This window comes from Croceicoccus sp. YJ47, assembly GCF_016745095.1.
GTDB lineage: Bacteria > Pseudomonadota > Alphaproteobacteria > Sphingomonadales > Sphingomonadaceae > Croceicoccus.
The window spans coordinates 1,835,332-1,858,605 of sequence record NZ_CP067087.1; the positions used below are offsets into that span (position 1 = coordinate 1,835,332).

General features: G+C 66.0%; 18 protein-coding genes, 1 tRNA gene and 2 pseudogenes. 13 read left to right on the forward strand and 8 right to left on the reverse strand.

Annotated elements, in window-relative coordinates:
• Positions 1-96 precede the first annotated feature (96 nt).
• The 3 genes from JD971_RS08985 to JD971_RS08995 are packed head-to-tail and all read left to right on the forward strand — an operon-like array spanning position 97 to position 3,106.
• Entirely contained in the window at positions 97-2,190 is a 2,094-nt protein-coding gene (locus JD971_RS08985) for a S9 family peptidase (RefSeq protein WP_202082758.1), read from the forward strand.
• Positions 2,190-2,687 (forward strand): DUF2939 domain-containing protein, encoded by a 498-nt coding sequence (locus JD971_RS08990; RefSeq protein ID WP_202082760.1) that lies wholly within the window; start codon positions 2,190-2,192, stop codon positions 2,685-2,687. Before JD971_RS08985 ends, JD971_RS08990 begins: the two co-directional genes overlap by 1 nt.
• Entirely contained in the window at positions 2,684-3,106 is a 423-nt protein-coding gene (locus JD971_RS08995; protein ID WP_236672015.1) for a thioesterase family protein, read from the forward strand. Before JD971_RS08990 ends, JD971_RS08995 begins: the two co-directional genes overlap by 4 nt.
• Here JD971_RS08995 and JD971_RS09000 read toward each other — a convergent pair.
• Together JD971_RS09000 and ald are read right to left on the reverse strand one after the other, a co-directional pair.
• Positions 3,103-4,881, reverse strand: a complete 1,779-nt coding sequence (locus JD971_RS09000) for a diguanylate cyclase (RefSeq protein WP_202082764.1) — start codon at positions 4,879-4,881, stop codon at positions 3,103-3,105. The genes JD971_RS08995 and JD971_RS09000 overlap by 4 nt on opposite strands.
• Positions 4,882-4,952: 71 nt before the next feature.
• A complete protein-coding gene (gene ald, locus JD971_RS09005) occupies positions 4,953-6,068 on the reverse strand; it encodes an alanine dehydrogenase (RefSeq protein WP_202082766.1) in 1,116 nt (371 codons plus the stop codon).
• Positions 6,069-6,207: 139 nt separating this feature from the next.
• On the opposite strand from ald, the gene JD971_RS09010 reads away from it, so the two are divergent.
• Positions 6,208-6,678: an Lrp/AsnC family transcriptional regulator gene (locus tag JD971_RS09010; protein WP_202082768.1), complete on the forward strand. Its 471-nt coding sequence runs from the start codon at positions 6,208-6,210 to the stop codon at positions 6,676-6,678.
• Here the strand turns inward: JD971_RS09010 and JD971_RS09015 are convergent.
• Positions 6,675-9,044: pseudogene (locus JD971_RS09015) on the reverse strand (DNA translocase FtsK 4TM domain-containing protein). The gene JD971_RS09010 and the pseudogene JD971_RS09015 sit on opposite strands and share 4 nt — an antisense overlap.
• A 67-nt stretch (positions 9,045-9,111) precedes the next feature.
• Complete coding sequence (locus tag JD971_RS09020) at positions 9,112-9,696, reverse strand: thiamine phosphate synthase (protein WP_371809519.1); 585 nt, start codon at positions 9,694-9,696, stop codon at positions 9,112-9,114.
• A 40-nt stretch (positions 9,697-9,736) separates the two neighbouring features.
• Here JD971_RS09020 and JD971_RS09025 point away from each other — a divergent pair, with 40 nt between their 5' ends.
• Together JD971_RS09025 and JD971_RS09030 are read left to right on the forward strand one after the other, a co-directional pair.
• Complete coding sequence (locus JD971_RS09025; protein WP_202082772.1) at positions 9,737-10,390, forward strand: YggS family pyridoxal phosphate-dependent enzyme; 654 nt, start codon at positions 9,737-9,739, stop codon at positions 10,388-10,390.
• 70 nt (positions 10,391-10,460) lie between these two features.
• Positions 10,461-10,754, forward strand: coding sequence for a GNAT family N-acetyltransferase (locus tag JD971_RS09030; RefSeq protein ID WP_202082774.1), 294 nt, complete (start codon positions 10,461-10,463; stop codon positions 10,752-10,754).
• A 111-nt stretch (positions 10,755-10,865) separates the two neighbouring features.
• Here the strand turns inward: JD971_RS09030 and JD971_RS09035 are convergent.
• Positions 10,866-10,940: transfer RNA gene (locus JD971_RS09035), tRNA-Thr, on the reverse strand.
• 115 nt (positions 10,941-11,055) lie between these two features.
• Between JD971_RS09035 and JD971_RS09040 the strand changes: the two genes are divergently transcribed.
• The 4 genes from JD971_RS09040 to JD971_RS09055 all read left to right on the forward strand — a co-directional run bounded on the left by JD971_RS09040 (position 11,056) and on the right by JD971_RS09055 (position 14,857).
• Positions 11,056-11,223 carry a hypothetical protein gene (locus JD971_RS09040; protein WP_202082776.1) on the forward strand — a complete coding sequence of 56 codons (168 nt, stop codon included), beginning with the start codon at positions 11,056-11,058 and terminating at the stop codon, positions 11,221-11,223.
• 88 nt (positions 11,224-11,311) lie between these two features.
• Positions 11,312-13,213 carry a M1 family metallopeptidase gene (locus tag JD971_RS09045; RefSeq protein ID WP_202082778.1) on the forward strand — a complete coding sequence of 634 codons (1,902 nt, stop codon included), beginning with the start codon at positions 11,312-11,314 and terminating at the stop codon, positions 13,211-13,213.
• A 202-nt stretch (positions 13,214-13,415) separates the two neighbouring features.
• Positions 13,416-14,366, forward strand: coding sequence for a serine hydrolase (locus JD971_RS09050; RefSeq protein ID WP_202082780.1), 951 nt, complete (start codon positions 13,416-13,418; stop codon positions 14,364-14,366).
• The gene (locus JD971_RS09055) at positions 14,363-14,857 is read left to right on the forward strand and encodes a gluconokinase (protein WP_236672016.1); all 495 of its coding nucleotides are present in this window, start codon (positions 14,363-14,365) and stop codon (positions 14,855-14,857) included. The genes JD971_RS09050 and JD971_RS09055 overlap by 4 nt, the downstream gene beginning before the upstream one ends.
• Before the next feature lie 115 nt (positions 14,858-14,972).
• Here the strand turns inward: JD971_RS09055 and JD971_RS09060 are convergent, their stop codons facing one another.
• Positions 14,973-15,245 carry a hypothetical protein gene (locus tag JD971_RS09060; protein WP_202082782.1) on the reverse strand — a complete coding sequence of 91 codons (273 nt, stop codon included), beginning with the start codon at positions 15,243-15,245 and terminating at the stop codon, positions 14,973-14,975.
• A 265-nt stretch (positions 15,246-15,510) separates the two neighbouring features.
• Here JD971_RS09060 and polA point away from each other — a divergent pair, with 265 nt between their 5' ends.
• On the forward strand, positions 15,511-18,393 hold the full coding sequence (polA, locus tag JD971_RS09065; protein ID WP_202082784.1) for a DNA polymerase I: 2,883 nt from the start codon (positions 15,511-15,513) through the stop codon (positions 18,391-18,393).
• A gap of 31 nt (positions 18,394-18,424) precedes the next feature.
• A complete protein-coding gene (locus tag JD971_RS09070; protein ID WP_202082786.1) occupies positions 18,425-19,741 on the forward strand; it encodes a sensor histidine kinase in 1,317 nt (438 codons plus the stop codon).
• 312 nt (positions 19,742-20,053) lie between these two features.
• On the opposite strand, the gene JD971_RS16590 is transcribed toward JD971_RS09070, so the two are convergent.
• Positions 20,054-20,236, reverse strand: coding sequence for a hypothetical protein (locus JD971_RS16590; protein WP_236672017.1), 183 nt, complete (start codon positions 20,234-20,236; stop codon positions 20,054-20,056).
• Position 20,237: 1 nt separating this feature from the next.
• On the opposite strand from JD971_RS16590, the gene JD971_RS16595 reads away from it, so the two are divergent.
• Positions 20,238-20,915, forward strand: coding sequence for a mechanosensitive ion channel family protein (locus JD971_RS16595; protein ID WP_236672018.1), 678 nt, complete (start codon positions 20,238-20,240; stop codon positions 20,913-20,915).
• A 44-nt stretch (positions 20,916-20,959) separates the two neighbouring features.
• Here JD971_RS16595 and JD971_RS09080 read toward each other — a convergent pair.
• Positions 20,960-23,270: pseudogene (locus JD971_RS09080) on the reverse strand (CDC48 family AAA ATPase).
• Positions 23,271-23,274 lie beyond the last annotated feature (4 nt).

Here is a 23,274-nt window from a genome sequence, read left to right on the forward strand (position 1 = left end):
AGACACGCCGACCCGCGCTTTAAAGCGCAGTCGGCACGCGGCCTGTGCGCATGAACGCCGCACCGGGCCGGATACCGCCATTGGAAGGGCATTTTCTTGACCGACACGACCCCCGCGACGCAGCCCCCCATCGCCCGGAAACAGGACGATCGCACGACCCATCACGGCATCGCGATTACCGACGAATATGCCTGGCTGCGCGATGCCGGCTATCCCAAGGTGGAGAACGCGGACATCCTCGCGCATCTCAACGAAGAGAACCGCTGGTTCGAAACGCGCATGAAACCGCACGAAGCGCTGGTCGAAACCCTGTTCAAGGAGATGCGCGCCCGGATCAAGGAAGCCGACGCCTCCGTCCCGCAGAAGGATGGCGACTGGTACTACTGGATCGAGTATCTCGACGGCGCGGAATACAAGCAATGGTGGCGCAAGCCTGCCGCCGGCGGCCGCGACGGCGAGGAGGGAAAGCAGCTGATCCTCGACGAGGCGGCGCTGGCCGAAGGGCACGAATATTTCAGCCTCGGCGCCTTTTCGGTGAGCGCGGATGGCACGATGCTCGCCTATGCGACCGATACCGACGGGTCGGAACGCTATGAGGCGCGGTTTCGGAACCTGACCACGGGTAAGGATCTGCCCGACGTCATTCCCGGCACGCTCGGCTCGCTGGTGTGGGTGAAGGGCGACAGCGGCATCGTCTATTCACTGGCCAATGAAAACTGGCGCACGGACAATGCGCGGCTCCACTGGCTGGGCCTACCGGTGGCGGAGGATACCGAGCTGTTTCATGAGGATGACGAAGGTTTCCGCGTCGGTTCGGGCCTCTCCGCGACGGAGGAATGGCTGATCATTGCGACGAGCGATCATGAAACGAGCGAGGCGTGGATCGTGCCCGCCGACGATCCGGAGGCCGAACCCGTGCTGATCCGCGCGCGGGAGAAGGGCGTCGAATATGATATCGACATGCGCGGCGATACGATTTTCATCCACACCAACGACACCCACGAAAATTTCCGCCTCGCCACCGCGCCGCTGTCCGATCCCGCCGCATGGACCACGCGCATCGAGGGGTCGGACGATTTCTACCTGACCGGTTTCGAACTGTTCCGCGATTTCTATGTGATCGAGGGGCGCCGCGACGGGCTCGACCAGATCGAGATCCGCTCCTACGACGATCCGGCGGACGTGCGGCCCATCGCCTTTCCCGAGGCCAGCTTCGTCGCCAGCCTCGGCAACAATCCCGAATATGCGGTCGATACGCTCCGCCTGTCGTATAATTCGATGGTCACGCCGGGCACCGCCTATGATTATCACCTCGCCGACCGGCGGCTGGAGGTGTTGAAGGTGCAAGAGATCCCGTCGGGCTACGACCCTGCGCAATATCGCACCGAACGCGTCACGATCACCGCGCGCGACGGGACCGAGGTGCCGGTGTCGCTGGTGATGCGGGCCGATACGCCGAAGGACGGTTCGGCGCCGCTGCATCTCTATGGCTATGGCGCCTATGGCATCGCGATCCCGCCCGGTTTTTCGACCACGCGGCTCAGCCTCGTCGATCGCGGTTTCATCTATGCCATCGCGCATATCCGCGGCGGCGACGATCTCGGGCGGCGCTGGTATCTCGATGGAAAGCTGGAGCGGCGGACCAATGCGTTCACCGATTTCGTCGATGCGGCGAACGGGCTGATCGACCTCGGCTATACGCGCAAGGGCCGGGTGACCGCCTCGGGCGGGTCTGCGGGCGGCGAACTGATGGGCGCGATCGTCAATACCGATCCCGATATCTGGGGCGCGGTGGTGGCGCATGTGCCCTTCGTCGACGTGCTCAACACCATGCTGGACGCATCCCTGCCGCTGACGCCGGGCGAATGGCCCGAATGGGGCAACCCGATCGAGGACAAGGCCGCCTTCGAACTCATTCGCAGCTACAGCCCCTATGACAATGTCACGGCACAGGATTACCCGCCGATGCTGGTCACCGCCGGGCTGAACGATCCGCGCGTGACATACTGGGAGCCGACCAAATGGGTCGCCCGCCTGCGCGATCGCAAGACCGACGACCATGAATTGCTGCTCAAGGTGAACATGGGCGCCGGGCACGGGGGCAAGTCGGGCCGGTTCGATTCGCTGCGCGAAGTGGCGGAGGAATTTGCCTTTATCCTGTGGCAGATGGGCATGACGAAGGCGGCGTGATGCGAAAACTTCTTGCCTTGCTGCTGTTTGCCGGGCTGCTTTTCGGCGGCTGGTACTATGCCTCACCGCGCTACGCACTGCACCGGCTGGAGCAGGCGGCGCGCGATGGCGATGCCGCCGCGTTGGAGGAGCGGGTCGATTTCGCTGCGCTGCGCGGCTCGCTCGTAAGCGAGCTCGATGAGGAGATCGGCGCACGTGGGGGCTCGCCGCTCGAACGCTTGGGCGCGCGGATCGCCGGCGTTGCGGCGGGGCCGGTGGTGGACCGGCTGGTCACGCCGGAGGGTGTTGCCCGGCTCCTGCGCGAAGGGCGCGCCGGGCCGGTCGTGATCCGTCCCGAGCGCGGCGACGATGGTCGCGAGGCGGAAACGCCCGACCTGCGTATTCTTCGCCGCGGTCTCGACGAATTTCGCGTGACCGGGGCGGCGACGCAGGGTGCGCCGGCGCTGATCTTTGCGCGGGACGGGCTGGGATGGACATTGGTCGGGGTGGATTTGTGAGCCGTTTTACCATGCGCTTTACCGCAAGGGCCGAACATATCGACATCATGGGCCATGTGAACAATGCCGTGTGGCTGCAATGGGTGCAGGACATCGCGGGCGCGCACTGGCACGAAATCGCCACGGCGGAGGAGAACGCGGCGGCGATCTGGCTCGTGACGCGGCACGAGATCGACTATCGCGGCAATATCGCACAAGGGGAGAGCGTCATCGCCGAAACCTGGGTGCCGGATCGCCCCGCCGGTGCGCGGTTCGACCGCATGGTCGCATTCCGGCGCGAGGCGGACGACGATGGCGCACCCGGACTGGCGCGGCCCATCGTGTCGGCGCGCTCGACCTGGGCCATGCTGGACCGCGAAACGCGCCGTCCCATGCGCGTGCCGGCCACGCTCGCGGACCGGGTGCTGACGGCGGATTAGGCGCCGGTCGGGCCGTTGTCCTCCGCGCGGCGCCCGCGACTTGTCTGCGGATTGCGGCGGTCCGCCGTGCGGCCGGGCGCCGAGAAGAATTGCATGCGTTCGCTGATCATCCGGTTGCGACCGCTGTTCTTCGCTTCGTACAAAAGCCGGTCGGCATGGGCGTAGAGCTGCCGCATGCTCGTCCTCGTGCCCGGCGGCGTATCGACCAGTCCCATGCTCGCGGTGACGACGAGGTCGATGCCGGGCATCTGATTGGCGACGCGGATGGGAATGGCGCTGCGGATGCGTTCGCAGCGTTCCTGCATGGCATTGCCCCGCACGAGCAGGACGAATTCCTCGCCCCCCATGCGAAAGGGAAGGGCCTCGTCGTCGCTGCTCAACACCTTGGCGACTTCCTGCAGGACGCGGTCGCCGGCGGAATGGCCGAAGCGGTCATTGACCTGCTTGAAGAAATCGAGGTCCACCACCGCGAGGCCGGTAAACCCCTCGGCCCGGAGTTCGGCGAACTTCTGCTCCAGCGCGCGGCGGTTGAAGATCCCGGTGAGCGCATCGCGGTCGACGAGGCCGGACAGCATTTCGAGCCGGGAGCGGGCCTGGTCGTGATCGCGGCGCAGGATGTCGAAACGATCGACCACGCCCAGCGACGTCATCAGCACCTCGAACGCGAGGGTAAGGAAAAACAGCTGTCCGACCCATGGCTGGCTTTCAGAAAGGCCGACGCCCTTGGCGATGCGTTCGAGGCCGAGCAGCAGCAACGGGGTCCAGCCGATGATCTGAAACCATACCGCGCGCGATCCGCGGCGGCGCGCCTGTATCATGGCGGCGACGTACACGAAGGTGAGGGGGAGGAACCCCGCGCTGAACATGCTGAGCGAGACGGTGCGGAACAGGGGCAGCGGCAGGAGGATCGTGCCCAGCACGGCAAACGTGGTCCACCCCGTGACGACGAGCGCGCGGCGCATGCCGGGGCCAAGCATCCCGGGCTCTAGAAAGCGGACCGTGAATTGCGTGCCGAGAAACGCGGCGGTCAGGAAGCTGAACGGGTAGAGGAACAACAGCACATGGATATTGGGCGTGACGAAATAATTGCCGAGCCCGCTCGCGAGCTTGATGTAGATCAGCATGCTGATGACGGCCGCACTGTGCCAGATGATGAACATCTTGCGCAGCACGCGGTAGAACGCGAGATTGTAGATCAGCGGCACGAGCATCAGTCCGCACAGAAACGCCATCAGCAGCATGGACCCACGGCCCCGGCCGAGCGACATCGCGCCGTCGTTTTGCGCCTGTTCCAGCATCGCGTCGGATGCGATGGCCCGGTTCCACGGTTTGGTGACCGTCACGATCAAGGCGTCCGCACCGCGCAGATCGGGGAGCGGCAGGGCGAAATTCGGCCCGTTCACGAACATGTCGATATCGTCGAGCGTGTAGCGCGCAACCTCCTTCGTCGTATCGCCGCGCCGCACCGCCATCGACAGCGTGTCGAAACGGGCGACGTGGCTGACGAAATGGGTGGCATGCGCCGCGGCGGCGAGGTCGCCCGAATCGAACAATATCCGGACCGGCCCGGTGACCGACCCGTGACCGACGGGTTCGCACACCCATTCGACCCCGCCCGGATTCGCCACCCCGGCATCGGCCGGGCCGAATGCAAAACACGAAGCCTTCACCGAATCCACCGGAAGCGGATGTGCCAGCGCGAGACCCACGACGCCGATCCCGCCGGTTACCGCAGCGAGAAACGAAAAGAGAATGAATATCAGCCGAATCGACATCGGACGGGCGTATAGGACAAATTTACAGCCTTCGAGTTAACGCATTCCCCGAAAAGACCGTTAGCGGGGGATCAGCCGATAGCCTGTGAAACCGGCAAATATTCGTATCCCAGTTCTTCGGCCACGGCGCGATAGGTAACATGTCCATTATGGACGTTAATACCCTGCGCGAGATGCGGGTCGGCCCTTGCCGCGGCCTGCCACCCGTCCCGCGCGATGGCGAGCGCATGGGGCAATGTCACGTTGTTGAGCGCATAGGTGCTCGTTCGGGCGACCGCGCCGGGCATGTTCGCGACGCAGTAATGCACGATGCCGTCCACGATATAGGTCGGGTCGTCATGGGTGGTGGCATGGCTGGTTTCGAAACAGCCGCCCTGGTCGATGGCGACATCGACGAGCACTGCGCCCGTCTTCATCGACGACAGCATGTCGCGCGTCACAAGCTTGGGCGCCGCCGCACCGGGGATCAGCACGGCGCCGATGACGAGATCCGCCTCGCACACCGATTCGAACAGGTTCGCCTTGTTCGAAAAACGGGTCTTGGCCCGGCTTTCGAAATGATTGCCCAGCCGTTCGAGCTGTTCCGGGCTGCGGTCGAGGATGGTGACATCCGCGCCGAGGCCGACCGCCATCTGCGCCGCGTTGAAGCCGACGACGCCGCCGCCGATCACCGCGACCTTCCCCGGCATCACGCCCGGCACCCCGCCGAGCAGCGTCCCGCGCCCGCCGTGCCGCTTTTCAAGCGCGGTCGCGCCAGCCTGGATCGACATGCGGCCGGCGACCTGGCTCATGGGTTTGAGCAGGGGGAGCTGTCCGTTCGGTCCCGTCACCGTTTCATACGCGATGGCGGTCACGCCCGACTTCACCAGATCGGCGGTCTGCGCCGCATCGGGCGCGAGGTGGAGATAGGTGTAGAGAATCTGGTCGCCGTGCAGCTTAGCGCGTTCTTCCGCCTGCGGTTCCTTGACCTTCACCACCATGTCGCAATCGGCAAAGATCGGATCCGGGCCGTCGACGATTTTCGCGCCCGCATCGACATATTGCCGGTCATCCGCACCGATGCCGTTGCCCGCCCCGCTTTCGACCCAAAGCTCGTGGCCCGCGGCGACGAGTTCGTGCACGCTCTCGGGCGTCAGGCCGACGCGATATTCGTGGTTCTTGATTTCGCGGGGGGTGCCGATGCGCATGCGGGTATCCTGTCGATGAATTGTCCTGTCCGGCCATGATACGCGGCATGGGGCGTAATGTTTCGCCTATTTCGCCTTGCCATGCGGGCATGGGTGGGAATAATTCCCGGCCTGGATCCAAATTGCGGGAAGATCATGCATGGACCGTCACGATGTTGCCCTGATCGAAGCGCTGCAACGCGATTCATCGCGGCCCATCGCGCAGCTTGCCGAAACGCTCGGCCTGTCCGCCTCGGCGTGTCACCGGCGGATCCGTGCGCTGGAATCGCGGGGATTGATCGCGGGCTATATCGCGCGGGTGAATCCGCGCGCGCTCGGCCTCGCGATCGAGGCGTTCGTCGAAATCACGCTGGTCAGCCAGAGCCGCGAGACGATGGACCGGTTCGAGACGGCCGTGGGCGATTTCGACGATATTCTCGAATGCCATCTGATGAGCGGGGCGCATGATTACCAGCTGCGCGTGGCGGCGGCCGATCTGTCCCAATACGACCGGATCCACCGCGAATGCCTGTCCCGCCTGCCCGGTGTATCGTCGATGCGGTCGAGCTTTTCCATCCGGCGGATCAAGCGGATGCGCGCCTATCCGGTCCCGGACGGGGCGGGCGGTTAAAGCACCTGCCCGTCCTTGTCGCGGTAGATTTCGCGGCGTCCCACATGGTTCGCCGGCCCGACCAGACCGTCCTTCTCCATCCGCTCGACCCATTTGGACGCGGTGTTGTAGCCGACGCCCATCTGCCGCTGAATCCAGCTGGCGGAGACTTTCTGTGCCTCGAACACCATCTGGCACACCTGCATGTATTTGCGGTCGTCGGGATTGTCCGCCGCCCCGTCGAGATCGTCGAAGCTGAACCCGCCGCCGTCCTCCGGCTCCTCGGTGACCGAATCGACATATTCAGGTGCCCCCTGCGCGCGCCAGTGGTCGGCGACCGCCTCGACCTCCTCGTCCGAGACGAACGGGCCGTGCACGCGGGTCAGCGGTTTCGAACTCGCCTTGTACAGCATGTCGCCCTTGCCGAGCAGCTGTTCCGCGCCCTGATCGCCGAGGATCGTGCGGCTGTCGATGCGGCTGGTGACGTGAAACGAGATGCGGGTCGGCATGTTCGCCTTGATCACGCCGGTGATGACATCGACCGAGGGACGCTGCGTCGCCATGATGAGGTGGATGCCCGCCGCGCGCGATTTCTGGGACAGGCGCTGGATCAGCACCTCGATCTCCTTGCCCACCGTGATCATGAGATCGGCAAGCTCGTCCACGATCAGCACGATCTGCGGCAGCACCTCGTAATCGAGCTGCTCTTCCTCGAACAGTTCCTCGCCCGTTTCGGGGTCGAAGCCGGTCTGCACCCTGCGGCCGAGCGGCTTGCCCTTGGCGGCGGCGGCCTTCACCCGTTCGTTGAAGCCGGTGAGGTTACGCGCGCCGATGCTGCTCATCATCCGGTAGCGGCGCTCCATCTCCTCCACCGCCCATTTCAGGGCGCGGACCGATTTGGCAGGCTCGGTCACCACGGGCGACAAAAGATGCGGAATATCGTCGTAGCTTTTGAGCTCCAGCACCTTCGGATCGATCAGGATGAGCCGGCATTCGGCGGGCGTCAGCCGATAGAGCAGCGAGAGCAGGATGCAGTTCAGCCCCACCGACTTGCCCGAACCGGTCGTGCCCGCGACCAGCAGGTGCGGCATCGCGGCGAGGTCGGCGACGATGGGTTCGCCCGCGATATCCTTGCCCAGGATGATCGGCAGCATGCCCGAATGATCGGCAAAGGCGGCGCTGGTGATCAATTCACGAAACGCGACCATCTGCCGGTCCGCATTGGGAAGCTCGATCCCCATGACGGTCTTGCCCGGAATGGGCGACACGCGGGCGGAAATCGCGCTCATGTTCCGGGCGATGTCGTCGGCGAGGCCGATGACGCGCGCGGCCTTCACGCCGGGGGCGGGTTCGAGCTCGTACATGGTGACGACGGGGCCGGTGCGCACGGCGGTGATCTCGCCCTTCACCTTGAAATCGTCGAGCACGTTTTCGAGCAGGCGGGCGTTGCGCTCCAACGCCATCTTGTCGAGCTTCGGCGCGCTATGTTCCGGCGGCTCGGCGAGGAGTTCGGGGCTGGGGAGGGCGAAATTGCTGTTGAAGAAATCGCCCTGGCTTGGCCGGGTGCGCATCTCGGCGGGTTTGGGCGGCGCCGTGGGGTCGGAGATTTCGGGCGCGCGGCGGGGCGGGCGCGGCGCGGCGTCGGCCTCGTCACCGGCGAAATCATCGTCGCCCGACGGGGCGGCGGGCGCGGCGCGGCGGCGTTCGGCCTTCGGTTCGGGCGCGGTATCCTGATGTGGCGCATGATCGCGCGCTGGGCGCAGGCGGTGCAGCATCGCGGGCAACGTCATCAGCCCGCGCCAGTCGATCGCGAACACCCGCCCGGCAAGGACCACCCCCGCCGCCAGCGCCGCAATCGCCAGCGCCAGAATGATCCACCCCGCATACACCGCGCCGGCCAATCCCGCGACCCCGGTGATCAGCATCGCGCCGCCCAGCCCCGCGATCCCGCCCATCCCCGCAGGAAGTCCGCCGACCGGATTGTCGAACACCAGCGCCATCACGGCCTACAGCAGCACCATCGACAGCAGCAAAAGGCCGAGCGGCCGCCACCAGCGCGGGCGCGCGCCATCATCCTCCGGGTCCGCCAATTGCCACAGCCGCCGCGCAAACACGTAGATCAGCGGCAGCAGCAGCGCCGCGACCGGCCCGAACAGCACGAGCAGCCGTTCCGCGGCAAAGGCACCGGCCTGCCCCATCCAGTTGGCGACATCGGTGCCCGCCGCCGTGCTGGGCGAGGGGTCGGTCTGGCTATAGCTGAGCAGCGCGAGCGCCAGGAACAGCGCGAGCGCGAAGAGCGCGGCGGCCCCTGCCATTTCCAGAGTGCGGCTTACGCTGCGCTGCCATGCCGCGCGCCAGTCGGGCGCGCCCCGTGCCGTGGTCGCCATGCGGCCCCCCATTGAACGAACGATCGAACGAAATCGCCGCGATTATGCGCCGCGCCGGGACTCCGCGTCAAGAAAGCGGCGCCCCCTTGCGACGAATGTGCAAAACTCGCCCCGCCGCCTGTCCGCTCAGCCCGTCGATCGCGGCCCAGCCATGCGGGACGAGCCGGCCCGCCCGCGCCGCCGTCATCCCGCCGAGGAACGCGACCGGCATCGCCGCCCGCCGCGCCAGCAACATCGCCCGCGCCGGGCCGAGCGTCGCGCCGCCCGGATGCGAGCGAGTGGCGAACACGGGGGACACGAATACCATGTCCGCGCCCGCCCGCCGCGCCATGCCCAGTTCGTGCAGCGAATGCACCGTCGCGAGCCGAAGCAGGCCCTGCGCCGCATGCAGGGCCGACGGCGGCCCGTAAATCGCATCCGCCCCCCACGCCCGCGCCAGCGCCGCATCGCCCGACAGCGCCACGACATGCCCCCGCGTGCGTGCCAGCTTCTGCAACACGCCGAACCGCCGCCGGCGTTCTTCGGGTGCGAGATGGTAGTGCCGGAACACGAACCCGCTGCCGCGCGGCAGGCGGCGCAGGCTGTCGGGCAACGCCGCATCGTTGCGCGCATCGGACAGCAGCCAGACGCGCGGCAGTATCCCGCGTTGCAAAGGGTTTCGCCATGTCACCCATCCGCTATAGCATTGCGGCATGACGACACCACTCACCGAAACGAAGGCGCGCATCGCCGCCGCCGCCGAACTGTCCCGCCGCGAACCGGGCGATGTCACGCTCATCGCCGTGTCCAAGACGCATCCCGTCGATGCGATCCGCCCGCTCCTCGACGCGGGTCAGCGGGTGTTCGGCGAAAACCGGGTGCAGGAAGCGGCGGAGAAATGGGACGTGCTGCGCCGCGAATACGACGGCGTGGAACTGCATCTCGTCGGACAGTTGCAATCGAAGAAGGCGGACGATGCCGTCGCGGTTTTCGACATGATCCATTCGCTCGACCGGGAAAGCCTCGTGAAGGCACTGGGCAAGGCGATGGCAAAGGCGGAGCGCACGGTGCCCTGTTTCGTGCAGGTGAACATCGGCGACGAGGATCAGAAGGGCGGCTGCGCGATTGCCGATCTGCCGGCGCTTCTCGCCATGGCGCGGGACGAAGGCGTGCCGGTCGCAGGGCTGATGTGTCTCCCGCCGCAGGGGATCGAACCCGCGCCGTTCTTTGCGCTGCTGGCCAAGCTGGCACAGGATCACGGGCTCGATGCGCTGTCCATGGGGATGAGCGCGGATTTCGAGACGGCCGTGACGCTGGGCGCGACGCATGTGCGGGTCGGGACGGCGCTGTTCGGGGCGCGCGACTGAAGGATGCGCGGCAGGCATGCTGGAACGCTGCCACGCCCGGTCGGTTGATCGGGCAAAGGAGCATAGCACCATGGCCAAGACCACGATTACCCACCACGCGGCTGCCGATGGCGGCGAATATCACGCCGCGGTCGAAGGCGCCGACGCGATCGGGCGCCTGACCTACAAGATGCGCGGGGCGGATGTGCGCGTTGCCGATCACACGCTGGTCCCCCCGGCGATCGGCGGGCAGGGCGTTGCCGCGCAGCTTGTCGAGGCGCTGATCGCCGATGCGAAGGAAGAGGGTTTTCGCATCGTACCCCAATGCAGCTATGTCGAGGCGGCGTTTCGCAAGCATCCCGAATGGAGCGATCTGCGCGCCTGATTCGCAGGACGCACGATCTCGCCGGGCACACGATGCGGCGCGCTTCCGCATGTTCCGCTTGGGCGGGGCGGGGCGGGTCGGTGGGGCGCCGGATTGCGATTTCGGGGAAAATGGTGCTGCTGGGGAGGATTGAACTCCCGACCTCGTCATTACCAATGACGCGCTCTACCACTGAGCTACAGCAGCACGTGCCGACCGCCGGGCCTTGCGTCCGCCCGGTGTCGAGGGCGCGCTATTGGCGGGCGGCTGCGTCATTGTCAAGGCGCTTGCGATGTGCGGACAGGCTTGCCATCACATGCGCATGAACGATGCTCCCGTCTCCCATGGCGAAAAACCCGAAGCCGAGCCCCGGCCCGACACCCTTTCGCGCGAAGAACGCCTCGCCGCGCAATTGCGGGCCAATCTGCGGCGCAGAAAGGCGCAATCGCGCGCCATCGACGCATCGAAGCCGCAGACGCCGCCGGACTGACCGCGCCGCGCGCACCGCTGGCGTTATCGTTCAGCTTTTCAACATGCGGGATGCTTTAATTGCAGCGCCCATGATTTCAGGAAATTCGATGATCCGTAAAGCAACGCTTGCCCTTTCCGTCGCCGCGATCGCGATGGTGCCCGCCCTTTCCGCCCATGCACAGGACCGGCAGGCGCCCGCCCCCGTGCTGACCACGCCGGAGGCGCAGGATGCGTGGACCTATGCCGAACCGGCCGAGGCGCGGGTGAGCCATGTCTCGCTCGACCTCGTCACCGATTTCGACAATCGCCGCATTTACGGCACCGCCACGCTCGACATCACCGCCGGCGACGATGCCGATACGCTGGTGCTCGACGATGCGGGTCTGCAGATCGGCACCGTAACCGATGGCGAGGGCAATCCGCTGTCCTACGAACTCGGCGCGGCAAAGAATGTCGATGCCATGGGCGAGGCGCTGGGGCGTCCGCTCACGATCGCCATCGGCGATGCGCGGCAGGTGCGGATCGACTATGTGTCCGCGCCCGATGCGAGCGCGCTCCAATGGCTCCCGCCCGAGGCCACGGCCGGCGGTGAGAAGCCGTTCCTCTTCAGCCAGGGCCAGCCGATCAGCAACCGCAGCTGGATCCCGACGCAGGACAGTCCCGGCATCCGGCAAAGCTGGGACGCGCGCATCACGGTGCCAGAGGGGCTCGTCCCCGTGATGAGCGGCGTGCGGCAGGCCGGGGACATGCACGAATGGGGCAATGGCTGGACCAGCTATGGTTTCGTCATGGACAACCCGGTGCCGCCCTATCTCATCGCGCTGGCGGTGGGCGATCTTACCCATCGCGATCTCGGCCCACGGTCGGGCGTGTGGGCGGAGCCGTCGATGGTGGATGCCGCAGCCGAGGAATTCGGCGATGTCGAGGCGATGATCGACGCGGCGGAGGATCTTTACGGGCCGTATCGCTGGGGCCGGTACGACATGCTGCTGCTGCCGCCGTCCTTCCCCTATGGCGGGATGGAAAACCCGGTGATGACGTTCCTGACGCCGACGCTGCTCACCGGCGACCGGTCCAATACCGATGTCGTCGCGCACGAGCTGGCGCATAGCTGGTCGGGCAATCTGGTCACCAATGCGAGCTGGCGCGACAGCTGGCTCAACGAAGGGTTCACCACCTATTTCGAAAACCGCATCATGGAATCGCTCTATGGTGCGGAGCGGGCGGCGATGTATGCCGATCTCGACTGGGGTGCGATGATCGCGGACATCGACGACGCGGGCGGCATGGATGCGCCCTCGACCCGCCTGCATGGCGAACCGGGCGAAACCGCCGGGCAGCTCGATTATTTCAAGGGCAGCACCTTCCTGCGCACCGTGGAAAAGGCGGTGGGGCGTGACAGGTTCGATGCGTGGCTGCGGTCCTATTTCGACCGCTTCGCGTTTCAGCCGCAGACGAGCGCGGGGCTGATCGCGGACATGCGCGCCAATCTTTTGACCGATGCGGAATTCGCGGCCATCGGGGTCGAGGACTGGATCTACGGGCCCGGCCTGCCCGGCAATGCGGTGCATCCCGAATCGGAGACATTGAAGGCCGTCGATGCGCAGCTTGCCGCGTTCAACGCGGGCGGCCCGGCCTCTGCGGTCGACACCGAGGGCTGGGCGACGCAGCAATGGCTGCGCTTCCTGCGCGGGATCGACCGGACGCAGGATGCCGCGCGCCTTGCCGAGCTGGACAATGCGCTGACCCTGTCGAACAGCGGCAACGCCTATGTGCAATCGGCGTGGTTCGAACTGGCCATTGCCAATCGTTACGAACCGGCGGTGCCGGCGATGCGCGCGTTCCTCGACAATGTGGGGCGGATGCTGCTCATCCGGCCGATCTATGCGGGGCTTGTGGAGCAGGGCGATTGGGGCATGGAAATCGCGCGCTCCGCCTTTGCGCAATCGCGGTCCGGCTACCACCCCATCGCCGCCAATATGGTGGAGGGGATCCTGGCCTCCGAATGATGGCATGGAACGGGCACGGCGGGGCTTTACCATTTCGTCGTGCCCGTTAATCTTTGGGCGCGTTAATCTTTGGCCCCGTTAATCTTTGGCCAACGCTCACCATGCTATCGGGGAAGACATGCTGGGACTGAACCTTACGAACATCCGGCGGACGGCGATGTCCGCATTTGCCGCAATGGGCCTTGGCGCCGCCGGTCTCGCGATGACCGCCGGCGCCGCGCAGGCGCAGAGCTTCGAGGAATTCTTGAAGAGCGAGAACGGCGCCGTTCTCGACGGGCGCGAACGGGTGCGCGACGTGCCGCCCGCGCTGCGTCAGGCGCTCTTTGCCGTGGCGCAGCCGGACAATGGCCGCATCGGTGTCGCCGCGCTCGATCTTAATACCGGGGCGGAGGTTTCCATCCTGGGGGAGCAGGCCTTCCCCATGGCCAGCACGTCGAAAATCGCGATCGCGGCGACGTTCCTCGCCGGTGTGGATGCCGGGCGTTACAGTCTTCAACATAAATATCCGTTGATGATCCCGGTCGCGTCGAAGGCATTTTCGACGCCCGTCGCCCCGGTGAAGCCGGGCATGATGCTCACCGCGCAAAGCCTGATCGAGCTGATGATCACGCGCAGCGACAACACCGCGACCGATGCGATGCTGGCCGCGGTCGGCGGGCCGAAGGCGGTGACCGCCTGGCTGCGCAGCGCCGGCATCGATCGGCAGCGTATCGACCGCGACATCGCGACATTGGTGCGCGACGATGGCGAGTTCGATCCCGCCCTCGTGGTGGATGAGCGCGACAGCACGCCGCCCGCCGAAATGGTCGAGCTTATCGCCGGCCTGTATCAGGGCAAATGGCTCAGCCCCAGAAGCCGCGACGTGGTCATCGGCGCGATGACCCGCACCGTGACCGGGCGCAGCCGGATCAAGGCGGGCCTGCCCTCCGGCGTGGAATTCGGGCACAAGACAGGCACGCTCAACAATACGGCGAGCGACGTCGGCTTTGTCGAAATGCCCGACGGGCGCGTGATCGTCATGGCGATCTACGTCACCGGGCAGGGCGGCCGGGCACAGCGCAGCCAGAAGATCGCGTCCATCGCGCGCACGCTCTACAACGGGTTTGCCCAGAATCGCTATGCCGGGAACGAGGCGGGTCGCCGTACCCCTTGACGCATCTGTGCATCATGGGGCCGAGCGGGTGCGGTAAGTCCACGCTCGGCCGCGCGCTTGCCGACAGGCTTGCGGTCCCTTTCATCGAGGGGGACGATCTGCACGGGCCTACCAATGTGGCGAAAATGGCGGCGGGTCACGCGCTCGACGATGCGGACCGGATGCCGTGGCTCCGCGCGCTGGGGCATGCGCTTGCCGCATCGGATGGCGCGGTGGCGAGCTGTTCCGCGCTCAAACGTGATTATCGGGACGGGTTGCGGGCGGCTTGCCCGGATGTGCGGTTCGTCCTGCCCGAGCTGACCATGGCGCAATTGCATGCGCGGATGACCGGGCGCGAGGGGCATTTCATGCCGCCGGCGCTACTGGCCGATCAATGTGCGGTGCTGGAACGGCCCGATGCGGACGAAAACGCGATCCTGGTCAAGGGCGACATGCCAGTGGAGCGGCAGGTCGAGGCCGTCCTGCGCGCGCTTGGCCCAGAGCCGGAATAGGGCGAGAACAGGCCGTAATCGTGCGACAGGGGCGGTGCGTGGCCGAAATGCAGGCACGAAAAAGGGCGCGAAGGATATCCCTCGCGCCCCAATTCTTTACGCGAATGCGTAAGGATTAGTCGGCCTGCGCTTCGGCAACCGTCTCGTCCTGCATGTCGGCTTCGGCTTCGGCAGCAGCCTGGTCGACGTCGGTGGCGACATCGTCAGCCATCATTTCGGTCTCGGTGCCCAGCTCTTCCATCTCGGCGCCAGCGGCGTCCATGTTGGCTTCGGTGTCAGCAGCCATCGAGTCAGCGGTCATTTCCGCGTTCTCTTCCGTGCCTTCCGAGCAAGCGGTCAGGGTCAGAGCGGAACCGGCGATGGCAGCGGCGAGAATGATCTTACGCATAGATATGCATCCTTATTTCGTTGAACATGGGCCGCGATGGCGGACCGCATGCGAACCGACCTTCACGGGCGGGCTCTGCAACCGTAAATAAGGGCGAAAATAAGGCAGCGCAAGCGATATTTCACGAGACGCCAGATTTTCTTAACCCCACAATGTGACGGGAATAGGGCGAGCCGTCATTTTTCGCACAGGGCGCGCCCCGCCCGGCAATGCGGTTCGCCAAGAATGGATGACCTTGCCCGCGCCCGGTGCTACTCGGGCGGGCATGAACGATCTTTCCCAAAGGGCCGGCGATGACGCGGCGGGCCGCAAACCGCATCTCTACCTGGTCGATGGCTCGGCCTATATCTTTCGCGCCTATCACCGCCTGCCGCCGCTGACCAATCCGGAGGGCACGCCGGTCGGTGCGGTCTATGGCTATACCACCATGCTGTGGAAGCTGGCGCAGGATCTCGACGAGGCGGACGGGCCGACCCATCTGGCCGTGATTCTCGACAAGGCGTCGCATTCGTTCCGCAACGACCTCTATCCCGATTACAAGGCGCATCGCCCACCCCCGCCGGAGGATCTGAAGCCGCAATTCCCGCTCATCCGCGATGCCACGCGGGCCTTTTCGCTCCCCTGTATCGAGGAGGACGATCTGGAGGCGGACGACCTTATCGCATCCTATGCCCGCGCGGCGACGCGGCGCGGCTGGGACGTGACGATCGTGTCGTCGGACAAGGATCTGATGCAGCTCGTCGGCGTGTGTTCCGACGCGGACGACGGCGTGGAGGGCGGATGCATCGACATGCTCGACACGATGAAGAACGCGCGGATCGAAACCGCCGAGGTGGTCGAGAAATTCGGCGTGCCGCCCGAAAAGCTGGGCGATGTGCTCGCGTTGATGGGCGATGCGGTGGACAATATTCCCGGCGTGAAGGGGATCGGACCGAAAACCGCCGAGAAGCTGATCAACGAATATGGCGACCTCGAAAGCGTGCTGGCCGCCGCGCCGGACATGAAGAAGTCCAAGATGCGCGAAAACCTGATCGAGCATAGCGAGATGGCGCGCCTGTCCCGCCGCCTCGTGGCTTTGCGGGAGGATTGCGACCTGCCGACGCCGATCGAGGATTTCGCGCTTAACGGCATTCCACCCGAACCGCTGGCGCAATTTCTCGAAACCCACGGCTTTCACAGCCTGCTGAAACGGCTGGGCAACGGGGCGGGGAGCCCGTCGCGCCCGACCGAGCTCAACCCGGCGAAACCGCAGACCGCGGGCGAGAAAGCCGGCACGCGCCAGCCGCTCGCCGACATGCCGAAGCCCGATCTCGACAGCTATGAATGCGTGCAGAGCGTCGAACGGCTCGACGCGTGGATCGAGCGTGCCTTTGCCGCGCGCGCCGTGGCCATCGATACGGAAACCAGCGCGCTCGACGCGATGCGGGCGGAGCTGACGGGGATCAGCCTGGCGCTGGGCCCCAATGATGCATGCTACATCCCGCTCGGCCACGGCAGCGACGACATGTTCGAGGAACGGCCCGAGCAGATCGACCGCGAGGTGGCGCTCGACCGGTTGCGCCCGCTGCTGATCAGCGATGCGGTGCTGAAAATCGGGCAGAACATCAAATATGATCTCAACGTGCTGGCGCGGCACGGGGTTGAGGTGGCGCCCATCGACGACACGATGATCCTGTCCTTCGCGCTGGATGCCGGGCGTGGCGGGGGCGGGATCGGCAATGCGCATGGGATGGATTCGCTGTCCGAAACGCATCTCGGTCACACGACTCTGACGTTCAAGGACATCTGCGGCACGGGGAAGAAGCAGATCCCCTTCGGCGCCGTCCCGCTGGACAAGGCGACACGCTATGCCGCCGAGGATGCCGATGTGACTTGGCGCCTGCAACGCGTGTTGCGCCACCGTCTGGCCGATGAGGGCGGCACGAAAATTTACGACAACGTCGATCGCCCGCTCGTCCCCGTGGTCGCCGCGATGGAGCGCGAGGGCATCAAGGTGGACCGGGCCGAACTCGCCGCCATGTCGGAGGAATTCGCCGGACAGATGGCCACGTTCGAGGCGCAGATCCACACGCTCGCCGGCGAGGAATTCGCCGTCGGCAGCCCGAAACAGCTGGGCGAGATCCTGTTCGACAAGATGGGTTTGAAGGGCGGGAAAAAGGGCAAGAGCGGGCAATATTCCACGGATCAGTCGGTGCTGGAATCGCTGGCCGGGGAGGGGGTCGACATGGCCGCGCGCGTGCTCGACTGGCGGCAATTGTCGAAATTGCGCTCCACCTATACCGAGGCGCTGCAACAGGCGATCAACCCCGACACCGGGCGCGTGCATACCAGCTACAGCCTCGTCGGTGCGCAGACCGGGCGGCTGTCGTCCACCGATCCCAATTTGCAGAACATCCCCATCCGCACCGAAACCGGCCGCCGCATCCGGGATGCCTTCGTCGCGGAGAAGGGGCATGTCCTGCTCGCAGCCGATTACAGCCAGATCGAATTGCGCCTCGCCGCGCATATGGCCGATGTGCCCGCGTTGAAGGAAGCCTTTGCGCAGGGGCAGGACATCCACAGCCGCACGGCGGAGGAGATGTTCGGGACCGTCGACCGCGATACGCGCGCACGGGCCAAGACGATCAATTTCGCCATTCTCTACGGCATATCGCGCTGGGGTCTGGCCGGGCGGCTCGGCGTCGGACAGGACGAGGCGCAGGCGATGATCGACACCTATTTCGAGCGCTTCCCCGGCATCCAACGCTATATCGTCCACACGCTGGAGCAGGTGCGGGCGCGCGGCTATTCCGAGACATTGTTCGGGCGCAAGACGTGGTTCCCCCGGATCAATTCCAAGAACCAGGCCGAACGCTCGGGAAGCGAGCGCGCCGCCATCAACGCCCCGATTCAGGGCACCAGCGCCGACATCATCAAGCGGGCGATGGTGCGCATGCTGCCCGCGCTGCGCGAGGCGGGCCTTCCCCATGTGCGCATGCTGCTGCAGGTGCATGACGAGCTGGTCTTCGAATTGCCCGAAGGCGACGTGGCGGCCGCCGCGCCCGTGATCGAGCGTGTCATGGCCGAGGCGGCGGGACCGTCCGTCACGCTGGACGTTCCGCTGGGTGTCGATATAGGATCGGGGACGAGCTGGGGCGCGGCGCATTGATCCATCCGCGCCGGCGAAGGAGAGGGACGCCATGAGCAGGCTGGCCGCGCCGGCGGAACAAGGCGACGCGCCGCCCTCGCCACGCGGGGGAAAGATCGCGTCGCGCGTGGTGTTCCTGCTCGTCGCGATCGGGTTGATGGGCGCGCTGTTCCTGGTGTGGAACACGATCACGAGCGAGCGCGAGGAACGCGCGCAGGCCGAACGCACGATGCAGGTGATGAGCGCGCTGCGCGATCTCGACCGGGCGGCGCTCAACGCCGAAACGGGGCAGCGCGGCTATTTCATCACGCTCGACCGGGATTACCTCGCCTCCTACGAAATGGGGCGGGCGCTCTATCCCCGCGCGCTACGCAGGCTGAACCGGCTCGTGCGCGCCGAAGGCAGCGCGGAGCAGCGCGCCCTGTTCGCCCGGATCGAGGCGCATGGCGCGGCCAAGTTTGCCGAGCTCGACCGGACGGTCGGCATGATTCGCGAGGGCCGCATTCTCGACGCGCAGCAGGTCATCCTGTCGCGGGAGGGCATGCAGGAGATGAAGGCGCTCCGCCAGGCGCTGAGCGAGATGGAAGCGACCGAGCAGGCCATCCTGTCGCAGGCGACCGAGGATGCCGCCGTCAACGAGGATCGCGTCCTGCCTTTGCTTTCGGCGCTGATGCTGGGAATCGTGGCGGCGCTGGTGCTGGGCTTTGCGCAGTCGATCCGCGCGGCGCAGAGCGAGGAGCGCGCCTCCCGCGCGGAGGAACTGGCCGAGGCGAAGGACCGCGCCGACCTCCTCGCTCACGAGTTGAACCACCGGGTCAAGAATCTGTTCGCGGTCATCCTCGCCATCGTGCAGATGAGCGCGCGGGGCCAGACCGGCGCGCAGCAGACCGCCGAAATCATCGCCGCCCGCATCCGCGCCCTGCTCGACGCGCATGAGGCGACGCAGGGCGGCGACGACAGCGAGGCGGAGCTCGTCACGCTGATCGAGAAGGTGCTGGCGCCCTATCGCTCCGACGAGAATCCGGTGGATGTCACCGGCCCGCCGGTGCGGCTGACCATGCGGCAGGCGACGCCGATCGGGCTCGTCCTGCACGAACTTGCCACCAATGCGGTCAAATATGGCGCCTGGTCGCAGGAGGGCGGGCGGATCGAGATCGACTGGTCCCTGGACGATACGGGCGCCGGGTCCGACACGCGCGAACTGCACCTCAAATGGCGCGAAATCTGTCCGCATCCCGCCGAACCGGGCGAGCGGCGCGGGTTCGGCAGCATGCTGATGGAAAGCAGCGCCCGGCAGCTCAACGGCAGTATCAAGCGCGATTTCGACGAACGCGGCGCCGAGGTGAACATGCGGATCCCGCACGGCTGAACCGCCATATTGCATTGCAGCAAAGCCATGCGTAGCATCGCCCGCATGGATTTCGAAACCATGCGCGCACCGTTTGCAAACCTGCCGCCCCATGTCGTCGAATGGGGGCAGGACCTCATCATACTGGTTCTGGCCGTGGCGGGTGTGCTGGTCCTGCATCGGCTGGCGTTCGGCCTGCTGGGCAAGGTGGTGCGTTCCAGCCGGAGCGCCGCCGACAATCTCGTGCTCGAAAAAATGCGGAAGCCCACGCGCTATGCCGCGGTGGCGGTGGCGCTGGTCTTCGTCGCGGGGGAAATTCCCGAACTCGCGCTTTTATGGGAGGCGATCGCCGGATTCGTGTTGCCGGCGCTGCTCGGCTGGATCGCGTTGTCGCTGTTTCATGCGCTGATCGCGGCGATGATCCTGCGCACCGATATTTCGGTGGAGGACAATCTGAGTGCCCGGCGCACGGCGCACGCGATTGCAGATTTTTTCGCGGCTGGGCACCGCGCTCATCGTGTTCATCACGGCTGGGCTGGTACTGTTGTCGATTCCCGTCGTGCGCGACATCGGGGTGACGCTGGTGGCGTCGGCGGGCCTTGCCGGGCTGGCCGTGGGTGCGGCGGCGCAACCGGCGCTCAAATCGCTGATCGGGGGGCTGCAACTCGCCCTGACCGAGCCGATCCGCATCGGCGATGCCGTCATCATCGGCGGCGAGTGGGGCTGGATCGAGGAGATCCGCACGACATATGTGGTGGTGAAGGTGTGGGACGAGCGGCGGCTCGTCGTGCCGACCTCCAAGTTCCTCGACGAGATTTTTCAGAACTGGACCAAGACCACCTCCCAATTGCTGGGCACGGTGATGTTCTACGTCGATCCGATGACGAAGCTCGATCCGATCCGCGAAAAGTTCATGGAGCTGGTCGAAAGCAACGCGCGCTGGGACAAACGCGTCCGGCATATGCAGGTGACCGAACTGACCCGCGACGCGATCGAGGTGCGGTTTTTGATGACCGCGAAAGATTCGCCGACCCTGTTCGACCTGCGCTGCGACATACGCGAGGCGCTCATCCAGTGGATCGCTGCCGAAATGCCGGATGCGATCGTGCGCAATCGCCTGCTCGCCGCCGAACCGCTGCGCATCGACGGCGCGAGCGGCCCGCCCTCTGCCGCGGCGATGCCCTCGGCGGGGTAGGGGCAAAGGGGCAGCCGCCGGCGACCGCCCCTCATCCCTTGCCGTCAATCCTCGTGCTTGTTTTCCCGCGTCGGGGTCAGCATGCCGGGCGAGATAAAGCCGATGGGTCCGGTCTCCGCCGCGCGCCGTTTCAATTCGCCGCGCATCTTGGCGTATTCCTGCTCCATCTTCTGCGTCACCGTGGCGCGCGAATCCTTCAGCGCCTCGCGGAAATCCTCCATTTCGACGACGCGCACCTCGCCCCCGTCGCGGCGAGATCGCGTTGAGGCCGGCCCGCCGCACCACATCCTCCAGATCGGCGCCGGTGAACCGCTCGGTTTCCGCCGCCACATGGGTGAGGTCGACATCATCGGCCAGAGGCATGTTCGCGGTGTGGATCTTGAGGATATGCAGGCGGCCGTCCTCGCTCGGCGCGCCGACATAGACAAGCTCGTCGAAACGGCCGGGACGCAGCAGGGCCGGGTCGACCAGCGTCGGGCGATTGGTGGCGCCGATGACGACGACCGACTGCAATTCCTCCAGCCCGTCCATTTCGGCGAGGATGGTGTTGACCACCCGGCTCGTCACCTGCGGCTCGCTGCCGCCGGATCCGCGTGCGGGCACGAGGCTGTCGATCTCGTCGATGAACACGACGCAGGGGGCGACCTGCCGCGCGCGGGCAAAGAGCCGGCTGATCTGCTGCTCGCTCTCGCCAAACCATTTGGAGAGGAGGTCCGACGATTTCATCGAGATGAAATTCGCCTCCGCTTCCTTCGCGACGGCCTTGGCCAGCAGGGTCTTGCCGGTGCCGGGCGGGCCGTAGAGGAGGAACCCCTGCGCCGGGCGGATGCCGAGCTGCTTGAACGCCTGCGGGTTTTTCAGCGGCAGTTCCACGCCTTCGCGCAGTTTCTCCGTCGCCTCGTCGACGCCGCCGATGTCGGCCCAGCCCACGGTCGGCGCCTGCACCATGACTTCGCGCATGGCGGAGGGCTGCACGCGTTTGAGCGCATTGGAGAAATCGCGGCGCTCCACCGAGAGATTGTCCAGCACCTCGGGCGGGATGGTCCGCGCGTCGAGGTCGAGCTTCGGCATGATGCGGCGCACCGCCTCGATCGCGGCTTCGCGCGCCAGGGCGGCGATATCGGCCCCGACGAAGCCATGCGTGGTGCGGGCGAGTTCCTTGAGGTCGACATCCTCGGCCAGCGGCATGCCGCGGGTGTGGATGACGATGATTTCCTCGCGCCCGGTCTGATCCGGCACGCCGACGATGATCTCGCGGTCGAACCGGCCCGGCCGGCGCAGCGCCTCGTCCAAGGCGTCGGGGCGATTGGTGGCGGCGATCACGACGAGATTCGAGCGCGCCTCCAGCCCGTCCATCAGCGTCAGCAATTGCGCGACGAGCCGCTTTTCCGCCTCGCCCGGCGTGTTGTTCCGCTTGGGCGCGATGGAATCCAGCTCGTCGATGAAGACGATGGCGGGGGCGTTCTTCTGCGCTTCCTCGAACACCTGGCGCAGGCGCTTCTCGCTCTCGCCATAGGCGGAGCCCATGATTTCGGGGCCGTTGATGGTGAAGAAATTCGCATCGCTTTCACTGGCCACCGCGCGGGCGAGCCGCGTCTTGCCCGTGCCCGGCGGGCCGTGCAGCAACACGCCCTTGGGCGGATCGACGCCAAGACGCGTGAACAATTCGGGGTAGCGCAGCGGCAGCTCGACCATTTCGCGCAGCTGGCGAATGGTTTCCTCCATGCCGCCGACATCGTCGTAATTGACCTCGGCGCGGCCATCGCGCGGGGCCTCGAACTCGGCTTTCAGCTCGACCTCGGTATTCTCGTCGATGTGCACGATCCCCTTGGGCGTGGTGCTGACGACGGTGAGGCGGATCTGCGTGAGGGCAAAGGCGGGCGCGTTGAACATGCGCGCGATTTCAGGCGGCATGTCCTTCACCCGCTTCTGTCCGCGCGTCGCGACGAGATCGCCGGCAACCAGCGGGCGGCCGAAGAAATTGCGCTTCAACGCCTGTCCCGGCCCCTGCAGGCGCATTTCCTTTTGCGCGGGGGCGAACACCACGCGGGTGGCGGGGCGCGATTCGGCCTTTTTCACCACGACATGCTCACCCGAACCGGCCTCGGCATTGCCGCGTTCCAGCCCGTCGAGCCGAATGACGTTCAGCCCCTCATCCTCGGGGTAAGGTTGCAGCGCGCGCGCAGGGGTCGTGCGCTTGCCCGTGATCTCGATGATGTCGCCCTCGGTCACGCCGAGCGTCGCCATCGCGTCGCGCGGGATGCGGGCGATGCCATGGCCCGATTCCTCCTGCCGTGCCGCCGCGACCTGTAATTTCACTTCGCGGGTATCGGTGCCCGCGTCTGCATCCGCCATGAAA

Bases quoted from the DNA above. Each gene is read 5' to 3' on its own strand.
- JD971_RS09045 (WP_202082778.1), top strand. From the start codon at position 11,312: ATGATCCGTAAAGCAACGCTTGCCCTTTCCGTCGCCGCGATCGCGATG.
- JD971_RS09025 (WP_202082772.1), top strand. From the start codon at position 9,737: ATGACGACACCACTCACCGAAACGAAGGCGCGCATCGCCGCCGCCGCC.
- JD971_RS08990 (WP_202082760.1), top strand. From the start codon at position 2,190: ATGCGAAAACTTCTTGCCTTGCTGCTGTTTGCCGGGCTGCTTTTCGGC.
- JD971_RS09060 (WP_202082782.1), bottom strand. From the start codon at position 15,245: ATGCGTAAGATCATTCTCGCCGCTGCCATCGCCGGTTCCGCTCTGACC.
- JD971_RS09000 (WP_202082764.1), bottom strand. From the start codon at position 4,881: ATGTCGATTCGGCTGATATTCATTCTCTTTTCGTTTCTCGCTGCGGTA.
- JD971_RS09040 (WP_202082776.1), top strand. From the start codon at position 11,056: ATGAACGATGCTCCCGTCTCCCATGGCGAAAAACCCGAAGCCGAGCCC.
- polA (WP_202082784.1), top strand. From the start codon at position 15,511: ATGAACGATCTTTCCCAAAGGGCCGGCGATGACGCGGCGGGCCGCAAA.
- JD971_RS09010 (WP_202082768.1), top strand. From the start codon at position 6,208: ATGGACCGTCACGATGTTGCCCTGATCGAAGCGCTGCAACGCGATTCA.
- JD971_RS09030 (WP_202082774.1), top strand. From the start codon at position 10,461: ATGGCCAAGACCACGATTACCCACCACGCGGCTGCCGATGGCGGCGAA.
- JD971_RS16590 (WP_236672017.1), bottom strand. From the start codon at position 20,236: ATGAGCGCGGTGCCCAGCCGCGAAAAAATCTGCAATCGCGTGCGCCGT.
- JD971_RS09050 (WP_202082780.1), top strand. From the start codon at position 13,416: ATGACCGCCGGCGCCGCGCAGGCGCAGAGCTTCGAGGAATTCTTGAAG.
- JD971_RS09070 (WP_202082786.1), top strand. From the start codon at position 18,425: ATGAGCAGGCTGGCCGCGCCGGCGGAACAAGGCGACGCGCCGCCCTCG.
- ald (WP_202082766.1), bottom strand. From the start codon at position 6,068: ATGCGCATCGGCACCCCCCGCGAAATCAAGAACCACGAATATCGCGTC.